Source organism: Paraburkholderia sp. WS6 (assembly GCF_030464835.1).
Taxonomy (GTDB): Bacteria; Pseudomonadota; Gammaproteobacteria; order Burkholderiales; family Burkholderiaceae; genus Paraburkholderia; species Paraburkholderia madseniana.
Window position 1 is genome coordinate 20,491 of record NZ_JALQCK010000036.1, and the last position, 13,620, is coordinate 34,110.

Here is a 13,620-nt window from a genome sequence, read left to right on the forward strand (position 1 = left end):
TATCCGCCGATATCGCGGTCGTCACTCGTGGAAAATTGCAGCCCGGTGGTGCGATAGACACCTGGTGCGCGAGCATTTTTGCCCGTATTTCGCACAGTTCGCGACCGGTGGTCGGCCGCAGGCAAGCTACCAGGACGCGCTACCGGCCGCGCAGATCGGTTGCGGCCGAAAGTCAGCGTGAATCCCTCACGCATCAGAACCGGCCCGAAGCGCTTTGCCCCACTGCCCCCTCACCTTCACCACAAGAGGCCCACAGCGGCCCTGTACAGCGGCCGTATGCGCAAGATCAATGCCGGGCGACCCCCTTCCCTGCAAAACTCGGTTTTAAAACCCAGGTAGACCGACACGTTGTCACGGCAGTGGCGAGCACACGAGCGCGTTGATTTGCGGGTGCGACGCAGGCGCGCCCGTAAATCTTTTATCGCGCACTTAGGGGTGCGGCGGCCATCGGCCGTCGTAGCCCTTAGTGCCTGCCGGTCGACGAGGATTGCATTCGGGTGGTGTGTCGTCGCCTGCCCCGGAGGGGCCACGATATGTCTTTGGGGGTGTGGCCGGGTGGGTGGGGCCGGCTTTAGCCGGCGAACCCGGCCGGGGGCTTGCCCCCTCACTGAGGGTGGGGCGTGTTTTCAAGCCTAGTTAAAACCAAGTTAAAAAAATAAGTTAACCACCCGCGCGCGTTTACACGCCGGACAAAGCCTTACCAGCATTGGCTAAGGGGGCCGCTCGGTGGTCCGATCGACACAAGCCGGTGGCGGGATAGACGCACGCGCGGTGGTGCGATAGACGCGGTTGGTGGTCCGAAAGACGCGTCGATTGCCAACTTATCCACAGAATTTGCAGCGGTGGTGCGATAGACGCGCGGTTTCCTGGCTCCAGGTTTTCGACTCTAAAACGGTGTCTTCGGCTAAAGAATCCCGGATCCCCCGCGGGACAGGACTCCTCAGGGTGCCGCGTGAGAAGGTTGGTGGCGCGATAGACGCGCCGACGGTGGTCCGATAGACGCGTCGGACCGTTGAAAAATTTTGCGTTGGGTGGCGCGATAGACGCTGTGGTCTGGTGGTGCGATAGACGCGCGCTCTTGCTCGCTTCCCGGCCCGGTGCGGCCGGAATTGCCTAAGGACAATTTTTTTTGTCAAAGGGGCAATAAATTTGTCAAAAATAGCGCCTGTGGACAATTCTTCTTGTCAGAATCACTCACTCAAACCGGCGCCGTCGTGGCCGTGCGCGTGGCGCTGAAGAGCCGGGACGATAAAACGCCTGCGCCGGCGTTGGATCGACCTGCAGAGCAAATGCAACCGGGACACAAAAAAGCCCCTCGAGGGGGCTTCAGGTTGCATCGGGCGCCGCTGCGTCAGGCGGGCAGCAGCTCGTGTTGTGCCGGCGGCATGAGGTGCGAGTCCCAGCGCAGCAGCCCGTAGTACCAACGGGTCAATTTCTTGGCGACGATCTCACGATGAATGGCCGCGTGGAGGTGCCTGTCCTGCTTGACGTTGTCGCGGTCGCGGCGAAAGAAGACGACGATCGCCTTCTCAGTGTCGATCGCGATGTGGAATTCCGGAAGGGAGTCGGCCTTCATGACGTCGACAACGTCACGGCGAAAATATTTCAGGGCTTGTGCCGAGCCGCTTTTCGCGTGCAGATTATCCAGCCCGATCTTCCACCATAGCTTGTCGCCACAGTGCTTTTTTGCGAGGTCGTACAGTCGTCTCTGGATGCCCTGGTTGAGGTTGAAGTAGCCGTGATGAATCATCAGGACCCGGCGTTTTCGCAAGTCTTTGTAAAGCTGCCGTGACAGGATCAATTCCAGCTCGAGCGCCCCTTCCCCGCCGCTGGTGTAGGTGGTGACTTCATAGTCGGTGATCAGGCCGAAACCTTTGAGTTTTTTTTCTAGAGTCTGTCCAGCTTTTGGGGCTTCCGGGGGCGCGCCCTCTTCGTCTTCATCCTCATCTTCTGGTGAGATGAAGTTGGTTTCAATATTGGTGCCTTTGAGCCTGCGGCACGAGTCGACGATGGCGGTGTACGAGCGTCCGCCGGTGCTACGACCCGTATAGACGAGAAAATCCCGTACCTTGAAGCGGATCCGTCTTGAGATAGGCATCCCGGCGTCCGCCGCCTTGCTGATCAGGGTGGCCGCGTAGACCAGCAGGTCCTTGTCGAAGATATTGGCCGCGCCTACGACGCTTGGGATGATCTGCACGATCTTCTCACCATTACGGTAGATACGGAGGCGGGTGTCCTTACCTTTCTGAAGCGAAAACAGGGGAAATTCCAGCGAGAGAAGATCCTCGCGCGGTTTCCATGCGGTTGCGAGTCGCTCGCCCTGGAAGAGTTCGAACTGTGTGGGTTCGTCCTCGTCGATGCTGGTTCCGTCGGCCATGGATGGGCCGTCGTCAAGTTCCTGTCGAAGGTCGATCGCGTCGGGAAGCGTTCGAGGGAGTGCCTTCGTTGTTTTGCCCGGCGCAGCCAACGCTACCACGGGAATTTCCTGCGCCTGCTCTAAGATCGTAGCCATGTAACTCAACGAGAGATCGGCTACTCCAGTTTGTCTGACTGCGTCTCAATTGCTCGTATTACGGCAGACAGCGCTTTCTGGAGCGCCTTCGGGTCCTTGCACGATTTGGCAAGCGGAAGGAACCGGTCTAGTGGCGCCGCGAGTGCCGCTGGAATTTCCAGGGTTCGACGGATCCACGATTCAGAGTCCTTTGCGCCACTTGCCCCAGTCGTCAGGTAAAGCTTGTAATACTTTCCGACGATCTGGTTCACCCATTGCTTTGATACCTCATACTTCCTTGCTACCTCGGCCTGCGGCAACCCTTTGACGACCACTGCGCGTGCGATCGCCGACGTTCGCTTGTCGATCGGTTGGATCGGCTTGTTGACCGACTCACGATGTTCGCGGAAAGCCCTGTCGATGATTTCAAAGGTTTCTTCGGTGCAGCGGAAGGTTGCCAAGAGGGTGGATCCAGGTAAGTTTGGGCACGACGGGAGCGCACGTCCGACGCGCGCCCCGCGACGATCAAAGCGCCCATTGCACGGGCGGCTGGGGATGCATTTCCCGGCCGGTATCGTACCTGAAATCATCGGGAGCAACCCCCGCTCGCAGCGTTGGATGCAGGCTGTTCAGCAACTGAACGGGAGTCTGTGATTCCAGCTCCAGATTCAGGCGCTTCAGCAGCGCGTCCGCGCGTTCCTGCCCAACGCCGATCAGCATCGAGCAGGCCACGTCGGCAAATGCCACCCACAGATGCCAGTCAACGTCGGTTTCGTCGGCGTTGGCCTGAGTAAAGTCGGCCCGGAGCTGCCTCGCGCGCGGAATCGTTCCGGTGCTCGTTTCGTAGAGCTCGCGCATATGCGTCTGAATGCGCTGCCGTGACGCGCCCTCAGGCTTGCGACCATCGCGAACCCGGGTCGCCGGAAGGCTGGCCATCGTGTTGGCCGGCTTCGATGACATTTCACCTCCGGTTTCGGCCCCGGTTTCGTTCCCGGCATTCGCCTGCATGCCGGATGTCTCGGCTGCGGAATCAGCGGGGTTGTTCCGCGGGGGAACGGGGGGAAACCCGTGAATCGGTGGGATGGCATCGGTGGTTTGCGCCTCGAGGGGTGCCGATTGCACGCGGGGTTTCCCCGGAACCGGTGGTGGCGTGCGCAGTTCGGTGAGGCGGAGGTCGAGTGTCAGGCGGCTGACCTTCGTGCCGTTGCGCATCTGTGCGGCATATTCTTCCGCGATATCAGGCGAGATCAGTTCGAGATCGTGCAGTTTGTTTGCTGCCTCGATGTCATCGAACCGGCCTTCGTCGAAAAGCGCCCTCGTAACGGGGCCGAATTTCTGGAAGCGCAGGTGTTTCGAAATCCATGACTCGCTACGCTGCTTTCCACCCGGGCTGGTCCAGAGCATCGCGGCTTTTTCCCGGCCGTACGTGGCGACGTCCTTCGCGAGCCCGGTGGCAACTTCCCTGACGGTCAGGGACTTGCGATCGACGTTTTCCGACACCTGGTAAAGGCGCAGAATGAAATCTGGCGTGTCTTTCGGGAAGATCTTCGCCGGGATGGTTTCCCATCCGTTGATTTGCGACGCACGGGTACGTCGTTCGCCCGCGACGAGTTCATACTCGCCGTTGCCCAAATCGCGCACGAGAATTGGCGTGTGAACAGAACCGGCGATTTTCAGTCGCGCGGCAAAGTCCATCACGTCAATGAAGTCGGTGCGATCCTGCTCATGAATGATGAGCTGTTCGATGCGAAGGTCGCGGTGCTGGACCCCGGCTTCTTTCTCTTGCAGAACCCGATCCTTGCTTTGAGGCATTCTTGCAATGTGCGCAAGGCTCGTCAGTCGGCTGCTGATTGATGTTGCTGCTGCTTCCATTTTTTGGTCCCTTCTTGGTCAGAATCCGATCTTGGTAAAGATCGCCTCACAGACCGCGCGCATTTCTCGTGCTGCACGTCGATCGCTATCGCCCCGCGGGTTTCTCCAAACCGGAGCCTTCTTTGCCAGCTTGGTTGCTGATCGTTCTTGTAGTTCGGCGTCGAGAATCACGTCGCCCCATTGATTGCGCAGCGCGATCCGTTCAGCCTGGTCGTAGGCGCGCCGGCTATTAACCTTGTTCAGCAGCACCCCGACAAGCTGGAGTGCAGGGTTGAAATGTTCGCGAATTCTCTCGGCCTGATCTGCCAGGTCGAGCAGGCCCGTGGTCGCGTCCTCGTCGAGGTCGCACGGCATTGCAAGGTAATCGGCGCAGATCATTCCAGCGAAAAGCAGATTGCACATGGTCGGCGGCGTATCGATCAGGCAGATATCGAACTGGTCATCGAGCGACGCGAGGTGTGCCCTGGCGTGTTCGACACAGTCGATTGGCCACTCGAGAACAGCGGTGAGGTCGCGGTTCCCGGCGAACAGCGATAGGTTCTCGTTGATCTTCTGCGGGATCGGGGCGACTTTCGTCTGGAAAAGCAGATGCGCACCGGAGCGGTCCGCAGGCATTGACGGGTCCGGGAGGGTTGCTCGTACACTGCGCGTCAGATTTCCTTGGGGATCGAGATCGATAACAAGCGTGCGGAGACCTCTTTCGATCGCGCTGTGTGCGAGGTGCCGCACTACGGTGGTCTTCCCCACTCCACCTTTCTGATTGGCGACGCTGAACTTTTTCATATCAGCTTCGTCCTCACGCCTGAACCATCTGGTCGACAGGCTGGAACATCCGGCCAAGGCTGTTAAACACGGCCAGCCAGTTAGCGGCAAATACGTTCACTGTGTTGCGCGCGGCGTCGGTGCCGCGGCCTGCGACGCTGTATTGGACCCCATCGTAGTAATCGGTCACGTGAGCGACTGCATTGCCCGGATCGACGTCGAACGACAGCCATGAACAACGGCGTGCAGTCCCACGAGGCTGCTGGTCGTGCGCGATCTGTACGCGCAGATGGCCATCCGGCGTCTCGTCGACGGTGCAGTGGACTGCCATGTCACTGGCAAGTCGCGGTGCAGCGTAGTGAGTTCGGCCGTTTGCCATTTCAGGAATCAGATCGACAAGCATCACGTAGATGCGGGATTGAACGGTGGACGTCATGAAGCCCCCTTTTTCTGACTGTGCGTACAGGATCGGCCCGCGGCGCAGTGCCACGGTTTACCGAATCATATTTGCGCATCACTTGACGGTCAAGTGACCGTCAAGTGATCGCCAAAAAAAGAAGCGTCCGAGAAACCGGATAGCCATGAAATCAAGTTAACACGGCCATCGGAAAGTTAACAACCAGGGCGGCAGGTCAGACCGTGTTCTGTAACGTCATGCACGCGGTGTGAGCTTCATCTGCTGTGCGTCGCGCAAGGCCGACTACGGGATCTTCAAGACAAATCGGGGAGTAGCGGGGATTCATATCTGCTTTGCTTATTCCAGAACATTAGAAGCCAACCGCGAGACGGATTAAAAACGGGATCCGTGTCTGCTGTCGGGTTGCTGCGTCAAGCGATCTATAACCACGCAAAAAATTTTACGCAGTTATCGGACTGAGCACAATTTCGCATGCGAAATTTTAGGACGTGGCCACATAGAGCGCCACGGCGAACGTAGGACCCAGCTTGAGAGCGGGATATCTGGAATTCGGTGAGTACGAGAGGTGGTATTACGTGGCGATATTCAGCCAGCAATTACCGTCACGAAACTTACGGAAGGATTACTAATGAACTTGAACGCGTCTCGGCGTATCTGGAGAGACCCTGCTGCGGAGTTGCTTTAGTGGGCAACTGGTTTACGGCAGCAATGAGGACTTCTTTAGCTATTTTTGAGACTGAACTTCAACTTTAGTAGTCCTACAGGCGTGCTTACCCCATCGTTCCCGGATCGCTGTGTTGAACACTCGATCGCGAGGTGGAGGGTTATTGCGACGTTACTGGGCGAACTCGAAATTTCCGAAAGGGCGATGCTCGGCCGCTACGAAGTAACAGGTCTATCGCTTCAAAATGTGATGTGAGAGTTCCGCTGCGTTTGCAGGAATCGTCTCAGACAGATGAGTGCCAGGCGAGCGAGTGCGCTGGTCAAGCGACTGGTCAGCCGAAGTGTGTGCGGTCATGTTGTGAAGCCTTGTTTTTTGTTTTGCGGTCCTCGAATGTCGGCTTTCCGCACCAGGACTTGAAGGCCCTGCCCCACGAAATGCCAACTGCCGCTAGTGTTACTTTGCGCTATGCCGGGCGGCTAATTCAAGCACTGGCCCTGGATTGCCAAATTGGCAATCGTATGTTATGCGGAGTTTGCGGACACGGTGCGTCCCGACGGAATTCGACAGGGAGCGATGGAAAACGTGGGATGCGATGCGGGAAAGAGACGACTGTACCTAGTCGATCATTCCGCTCGTTGCGGCTTTCGCGACTGCGTCGGAAATTCGATTGACACCCATTTTTTCGTTGATGCGCTGGAATATCTTGTAGGCGACAGACTCCGATACCCCGATGCGATCGGCAATATCCCTGGCGCTGTCGCCCCATCGGCGCATCTGGAGCACGGTCGCCTCCTGATCATCTAGCCTGAATTGCTCCAACGCTTCCCGCCGCACGTGAGCAATGTGCCAGTCGAGCAACTCAGCGGATAGCGCACGAAAGAGTTGCCGGCGCTCCCAGAGCTTGTCCTCCCCTTCCCCATCAGGGGTCGCGGCAGTGACAAAGAGCAGTCCGACCAGTTCGTTGCCCCGGACGTGAGCCGGGATAACGAGCCCGTTGTAAAGTCCGTGGCCGCGCGCTTCGGTAAGAAGCCAATGGTCCTGCCGGTGCAGGCTGATTGCCGAACTGCGTGTCGGTGCCACATGAGTCCGCGCGTAGTGGATGAACGGATCACTGACGTACCACAGCTTCGCGACATACTGCTGGATCCAGCTCGCACGGCATCCAACCAGAAAGCGGGCGTCTGCGAGGTCCGCGCGATCTGGCTCGGGCTCTGTGAATCGAAGCCAGTTATAAGTGAACTCACGCCCGCCGAGAAGAGTCACGACGTTTCTGACCGACAGGAGCAACTCGCCTTCTGTGCGGCAGTTCTCAAGTTCTCCGATGGCCTGCTCGGCGTCTAACCCCGTCGCGCTAACGCGCTCGAAAGAGATTTCTCGAAGGGCCGTTTCGAATTTGCGTTGAATGGTCCGGTAGCTATGCGCGAGCTGCAGTCCGTACGGATCTGCTGTGGCGAAATCATGGAGCGTCGCCGTGTTGGGTACGTCGATAACCTGCGTCAGCGCGACGCCGTCCCTTCGAGTAAGCTCGCGCTCGAGCGTGAATACGCCGGGCGTGACCTCGAACAGCCGCATGCGCACGCGCTCACTGGCGACGAGGTCGCTGCTTTCGTGCAGTGTCGAGGGAGGTTCAGTTAGAACAATTTCGGCCACGGACGGTCACCCTGCACTCACTTTGGGTCCGGCGTTTGCGGCGCGAATCCAGACGGCAGGATTGCTCCTTCGAGGTCTAGCGTGGGGAATTGCTTGAGCCACCTTAGCTGGCTGCTGTTGTCGACGCCGTGGATCATGATCCCAAGTTCCAACTCCTCGCATGTCCCTATGACGCCTTTGAGCACCGCACAGGTGGGTCTGTCAAACGGAACGCGTGCGATCAGGCCCGAACCGAAGCACACGCCATCGATCAACCCCGCGGTGAAATCAGCGAAGCGGGCAGCATCGGTGATGTCGAGGAAGACCGGTGAGCCGCCGCTTCTGATGGCTTTGATTTTTTTTACTATCTCGCCCTCTTGGTTGCTGTCGGTCAGCGGGCCGATCTTCAGCCGGATGCGATCGGGTGCGATCCCGTGCCTGGTAAGACACTCTGCCAGGCTACCGGCCATGTCCAGCTCGGCCAACTGGGCAGTGGAGACGGCGAGCGATACGTACGGCAGCTGTGCACCTGTGGCCGGGTATTCGCCGAGGTAGCGACATGCGCTTTGGACCATGAACTCGCTCACGTGCACGCTCAATCCGGATCGCTCAGCGAGGGGCATGATCTCCGATGCTGTTAGCACGATCTCGTCGCCGCGGCGCCACGTTAAGCTGGTGTGAAAACCTACAGGTGCGGTTGTGCGCATGCTGAAAATCGGCACGAACTCCATATGAAGCTCACGTTGCAAGAGAGCCTGCTGGAACGCCTGAACCTGCTCGATATGTCGGTCTGCCCTGCCGGACAATTCGGGAGTGTGGACGCAGTAGTGACTGGCTCCGGCCGCTTTGCCGGTAGCCTTTGCGGTGTACATGGCGAGATCAGCCCTGCGGAGGATCTCGAACTCGGATTCGTCGGTAGCCGACATTGAAGCGATGCCGATGCTCACGTGCACGGAGTAGCTCCTCCCGTGCAACACAAAAACGACGTTCAGTTCTTCGATGATCCGCCTCGCAGCATCAATTGCCCGGGCTTCCCTGCTGTCATCCGTGATCAGCACCACAAATTCGTCGCCCCCAACGCGGATGAGCTGCTCCCCGCTCACGAGGACGCCGCGGAGACGGTTGGCCACCTTGCTGAGCAACTCGTCGCCTACCTGATGACCGAGTTGGTCATTGATCAGCTTGAAGTTGTCGATGTCTATGAAAAGTATCGATACGCGGTCGCGTGGACCCGATTTTTGTATCTCCGTCTTCAGGGTTTCTGTGAGGAAGTAGCGATTCGGCAGGTTGGTGAGCGGGTCCGTGTTCGCGATGGCGGTCAACCTGGCCGTTGCGCGGCGTTCGTCAGTGATATCAATGCCGGAACAGATGAGGAATCGCTCACTTGTCCACGCGGGATTCAGCGTGAAGTTGTTGCGAAAAAAAAAGAGTCGTGGCCCGCTTGCCGTATTGATGGTTCGTTCAACTTCATACGGTCGCCCGCTATTAAAAAAGTTGGCGATGTTCCCCTGAGATGCTGCGCTTTCCGGCGCCGACATGAAGAGCTGGTGCGCACTCAGGCCGATAACACTCGCCTCGCTCATACCCGTGTATTCTTCCGCCCGGCGGTTAAACCGCTGGATGATCCCGTTCTGATCGATGATGACGACTGCTGAGTTCACTTCCGACACTACTTGCTCGGCAAACGCGAGGGCGCGGGAAAGATTTTGAGAAACCGCCTCAGCGTCACAAAACGCGGCCGCGCTACCGGCCCACTCCGATACGTGCGACTTTTTCCCAATAAGATGCAGCCGCATTTGCCTGCCGAACGCGTGTGCGTCGAGTACTATGGCCGACGTGACGCCCGTGAGGTTTCGAATCTGTTCCGCCTGCGTTCCGTCCAGTTCAATTGCAACCACAGGATCGCCCGCTGTATTGCAGAGGGACAAGTCGTCGCTCTCGCGGGTCAGCTTCCATACCGGACTGGAGGTACCTAGGTGGCTGTACAGGACTGCCCCGTCATGTAGGTCTTTCATCTGATGGGCTCAAAGCGTGCAATGTTGGTTTCTAATCCCGGTCGCATTTCGCGCGGATGTGGAGACAGGCGTCATTCACGTCTGTTGGCGTCGAGTTGGGATAGGAACCACGTTTGTCGCCACGCGTCTTTCGCTGAGTTTTGCGACTGCCTGAACAGGCACGTACTCGGGTTTCGATGACGCTACACCGATCCATCTGAAATCGTTGTCCCTGCGACCGACGAGGTAGAGCTGCAGCGGCTCTCCCGACAGGTTGATTTCGAGGTAGATTGCGGACGGCGAATCGCCAAGGGCGCGTATGCGGGCGGTTTGCTCGCGGTCTAGCGCAATGGTGGCGGCCGGCGGGGCCGTGATCGCGGGTGAAAGTTGCAGTGCCTTGCTGTCTGCTGAAAAGAGCCAATGCAGGGTTGTGCTGCCGAAACGTTCGAACAGAAACGCTTCCAGGTGTTCGTGGTTCATTCGAATTTCTTTGCCTAGAGTCCGTATCCCGTCCAACGGGGTCGAACAATCAAATGTCGCGGGGCCACGAAAACCTGCCCCAAATTGTATTGCTCTGGATTGCAAAAAATTGGTCGTCAGCATACGCCGATGCCAAACAAAATAAAATGGCAATCAGTTCACATGATGAACAAAATTTCCACGCTGATAGCGACTGCGTCCAGGACCTAGCTTGGGCAAAATAGCCTGGCGCTGGGACCACTCTCCTGCCCTTTGCAGTCAGCAGGAAGTCGGTCAGGTTAAAGCGGTCGCAGGATACCTGATCTCCATCGCCGCCGGTTTACACCACGCTTTCAGCGTGAGAATTCGTGGCGATCGACTTCGTACTCTCTCTTCCGGGCCGGCGTGATGGGCCAACTATCTAACGGCAACTCGGGCGACTTCTTTAGGATTTTCGGCACCGGCTGGCGCCTATCAGCTCAAGACGACTCGGCCTATGCGAACCGAGTTGCCTCATTGGTCGCCTTCCGGGCCTGCTAAATGTGTGTACCTGAAGCAAGCCACTAGACTTGTCGCTGCAAAGCGGTTTGCCTTGTACCCTTGCGGCGAACACCTTTCGATTTCCCTGTGATCCAGCGTCCGTCTCGATGGGACGGTTGGGGCGTTCGGTACAGAGACAACCCGTTGTACGTTGTGGATTGACGATCATTCAGGCTGCGGTGTGCGCTCGCGGGAGTGGCCCCGCGAATCTTGCCACCTTCGACGGCGGCTCTGTCGTAAAAACGAACCGCTCCTCGTTCATCTAGTTCGCGAGGGCGGCTGCTTTCCGTTTGAATTGATCCGTGCCTGTCTCGAACAAGCCGTCCAGAACGGCGGTTGAGGGCGCGGCGATGTCCCGGTCTGATGGGTTTTTAAGGAAATGTGACAAGTTACTCGCTGTCGATGACTCACAGCTTTCGGAGCGGGTAGTGCGACTTTAAGTCTACTTTCGTGGCGCGCGTCCGGCCTTTCTCAGTTCGCCGGCAACAAAGGAGCCAAACGTATTGGCGATATCCGGAAAGGTCAGGATGTTCGCCTCTGTTACCTGGGCAGGTTTAAGCATCTGACGTTCAATCGCCCGGAGCCCCATTGTGCTCGATGCGACAAACTTGCGGACAAGGTCTTCCCGTTTCTTCTTGTCGGCCGTGTCAAAGTATTCGCGCGCAAGGCGAATCTCGTCGTGTCGACGCTGTTCGGCCGCGGCGTTAGCTGCCGCCAAGTTGTCCGCTACTGCTTTTTGGATGTCGGACTTTGACTCCTTTTGAACCGTCGTCGCGGCAACCAGCTGAGCCTGAATCAATTCAATCTGTTTATCGGCTTCGGACACCCGGTAGTTGTCCGAAAGAGCTTTCATCATGTACCCAGCAGCAGTTTTAATCTTGTCGCCCTGTCGGATTCTCCATCGGGTGTATTCAATGGCCTGTTGAATGCGTTCATCGGTCCACACGGCCCGGTTCTGCGCGATTGTTTCAAATTGTTTTTCGGACAGCGCGAAGTCATTCTGCAGTGTCATGAAAAGCGCTACAGAATTGAGCATATCCGCCTTCGAGGCCACAGATGCTTCCTTGCGCTTGAGCCTGAAACGAATCTGATCTTTCTTTCTCGAACCAGGTGTCCCCGCGCGCGTTTCGTACGTCAGCTCGATATCAGACAATTCGTTGATTTGGCTAACGGCTGGCTCTAGATAATCGCGCTTGAAGTATTTGAATTCAGCATTGTTTGCCCATGACTTTCCGGGCAGGTTTCTAACGAGGTCGAGCGGCAGCCACTCAGTTACCGCATTCGGAACGAATGGCAGGACATGGTCGTAGATTGCGCGGGCATAGATGAGCGTGAATCGCGAAGTGATTAGCAGGCTTGTCCAGTAGGAGTTCTCTGGGTCCTTGATGAGACGTTGCAGCTCGACCGGGACCCTGAATCGAATCCGACCATTTCTGACACTCACGCGACCTATGAGCTCAAGCCAGTCGCCGTCCTCAGTCTCAACCACCAAGTCCTTATCCGCCTCATCGTCGTCTGCCCTTCCCTTTTCGTCACCTCTTTCGACGGATTCTTCCACCATCCGTCCAGCCGAATCGACGGACACGACTGGGGCGCTTGTCACTTCGAGCATGGACGACTTGACGCTACGTATGACGCTTGAAAAATGCTTCTTGTTTTTACTGTCGTAGCGCATCAGCCATTTGAAAAAGCTTAGCGTGACATCGTAGGCTTCCTGGATCTCAGGGTCCTGCGCAACGATAAAGTAGGCGGCGTCGACGAAACGCCTAGCGGATAGACCGAGGCCAATAATGCGAGCAAAGACTCGGTTCTTTTGATAGCCGATATCCTTGTCAGAGACGGCCTCGTTGATAGACCCGCGTGCGGGCGCCATTTCGACGAAAAGGTCAAGCGCATATTGAAGCGGGGTCACTCGCCGTTCGACGCTGCTGGCCATTCCTGTTCCCTGAAAAATGCAGCTATTCTTAAGCCCAAATTTCAGCAAACTCTAAGCATATAAAGGTGAGATGTCAATGAGGACGTCTCACCTTTGGCGCCCGCGACGGACGCAGTACACCATCTCTCACCTTCGGTACAACAAGTCTCACCGCCAATTCAGACATGTGCGCTCCAAAGGTCTGTGCCAGCTGGTTTCCACCCGGTTATCCACAATCCTGCCGCCAAACCTCTCACCTCCGAGCGGGCCACGGCACCCACTCTCACCTTTTGGTCAATCGAGTCTCACTGTTTAGCCTTGAGACTCCTCACCTGAGGGGTACATTTTCTCTCACCTTTGGGACATCAACTCTCACCCTACGCGGCTTAACGTATTGATATTTAAAGATTTATGTTTCGCTTGTTAGTATGTATGTTCGTTTTTTTTTATAAGACAACTTACAAACGGAGTGGGCAGAGCATTGGCTTTATTGAAGGTTCTGTACGAGGATGCTCGCGTGCAAGCACAACGGCAACATTCACCCGGGGGATTGTCAACCGGCAATACTGAATGCTCGACCAGTAGAACTGGCGCCGTCACGGTGCTAGTGACCCCGAAGCAGCCGATGTAGATGAATGGCGGACCTTGCCGTAGTGCCACCACGAAAGGTGAGAGATTTTGTACGCGTGGTCTACCGTCGAGATTGCTCGCGGAACAAACAGGACAAGGTCTCCCAGGACTACAGTGAGGCGCCGATGCCCAACGGGCGCGAGGGTCCGTGGCTAGCCGTCGCTCAGTGGGACGGCGAGAGACTTCGTGCCCAATCTGCTCTTATACGAGCAGGCGGGCAAATTCGGTACACAATCTCTCACCTTT

Annotated in this window: 9 protein-coding genes; all 9 read right to left on the bottom strand. The window is 57.1% G+C overall.

Features of this window, described 5'->3' with window-relative positions; translation table 11 throughout:
- Window positions 1–1,351: 1,351 nt before the first annotated feature.
- Entirely contained in the window at window positions 1,352–2,512 is a 1,161-nt protein-coding gene (locus M0D64_RS32390; RefSeq protein WP_266240846.1) for a replication initiator protein A, read from the bottom strand.
- 20 nt (window positions 2,513–2,532) lie between these two features.
- Window positions 2,533–2,952, bottom strand: a complete 420-nt coding sequence (locus tag M0D64_RS32395) for a TrfB-related DNA-binding protein (protein ID WP_266240845.1) — start codon at window positions 2,950–2,952, stop codon at window positions 2,533–2,535.
- A 64-nt stretch (window positions 2,953–3,016) separates the two neighbouring features.
- Window positions 3,017–4,363: a ParB N-terminal domain-containing protein gene (locus M0D64_RS32400; RefSeq protein ID WP_266240844.1), complete on the bottom strand. Its 1,347-nt coding sequence runs from the start codon at window positions 4,361–4,363 to the stop codon at window positions 3,017–3,019.
- 18 nt (window positions 4,364–4,381) lie between these two features.
- Complete coding sequence (locus tag M0D64_RS32405) at window positions 4,382–5,146, bottom strand: ParA family protein (RefSeq protein WP_266240843.1); 765 nt, start codon at window positions 5,144–5,146, stop codon at window positions 4,382–4,384.
- Between the two features lie 13 nt (window positions 5,147–5,159).
- Window positions 5,160–5,561, bottom strand: coding sequence for a hypothetical protein (locus tag M0D64_RS32410; protein WP_266240842.1), 402 nt, complete (start codon window positions 5,559–5,561; stop codon window positions 5,160–5,162).
- Between the two features lie 1,261 nt (window positions 5,562–6,822).
- On the bottom strand, window positions 6,823–7,857 hold the full coding sequence (locus M0D64_RS32415; RefSeq protein ID WP_266240841.1) for an autoinducer binding domain-containing protein: 1,035 nt from the start codon (window positions 7,855–7,857) through the stop codon (window positions 6,823–6,825).
- 17 nt (window positions 7,858–7,874) lie between these two features.
- A complete protein-coding gene (locus M0D64_RS32420) occupies window positions 7,875–9,851 on the bottom strand; it encodes a diguanylate cyclase (protein ID WP_266240840.1) in 1,977 nt (658 codons plus the stop codon).
- A 75-nt stretch (window positions 9,852–9,926) separates the two neighbouring features.
- Window positions 9,927–10,433: a hypothetical protein gene (locus M0D64_RS32425; protein WP_266240839.1), complete on the bottom strand. Its 507-nt coding sequence runs from the start codon at window positions 10,431–10,433 to the stop codon at window positions 9,927–9,929.
- An 838-nt stretch (window positions 10,434–11,271) separates the two neighbouring features.
- Window positions 11,272–12,765 carry a replication initiation protein gene (locus M0D64_RS32430; RefSeq protein WP_266240838.1) on the bottom strand — a complete coding sequence of 498 codons (1,494 nt, stop codon included), beginning with the start codon at window positions 12,763–12,765 and terminating at the stop codon, window positions 11,272–11,274.
- Window positions 12,766–13,620: the final 855 nt, after the last annotated feature.

What these genes read in the sequence shown, in the direction of transcription:
- M0D64_RS32405 (WP_266240843.1), bottom strand. Translation starts at nt 5,146, where the DNA reads ATGAAAAAGTTCAGCGTCGCCAATCAGAAAGGTGGAGTGGGGAAGACC.
- M0D64_RS32425 (WP_266240839.1), bottom strand. Translation starts at nt 10,433, where the DNA reads ATGCTGACGACCAATTTTTTGCAATCCAGAGCAATACAATTTGGGGCA.
- M0D64_RS32420 (WP_266240840.1), bottom strand. Translation starts at nt 9,851, where the DNA reads ATGAAAGACCTACATGACGGGGCAGTCCTGTACAGCCACCTAGGTACC.
- M0D64_RS32400 (WP_266240844.1), bottom strand. Translation starts at nt 4,363, where the DNA reads ATGGAAGCAGCAGCAACATCAATCAGCAGCCGACTGACGAGCCTTGCG.
- M0D64_RS32430 (WP_266240838.1), bottom strand. Translation starts at nt 12,765, where the DNA reads ATGGCCAGCAGCGTCGAACGGCGAGTGACCCCGCTTCAATATGCGCTT.
- M0D64_RS32390 (WP_266240846.1), bottom strand. Translation starts at nt 2,512, where the DNA reads ATGGCTACGATCTTAGAGCAGGCGCAGGAAATTCCCGTGGTAGCGTTG.
- M0D64_RS32410 (WP_266240842.1), bottom strand. Translation starts at nt 5,561, where the DNA reads ATGACGTCCACCGTTCAATCCCGCATCTACGTGATGCTTGTCGATCTG.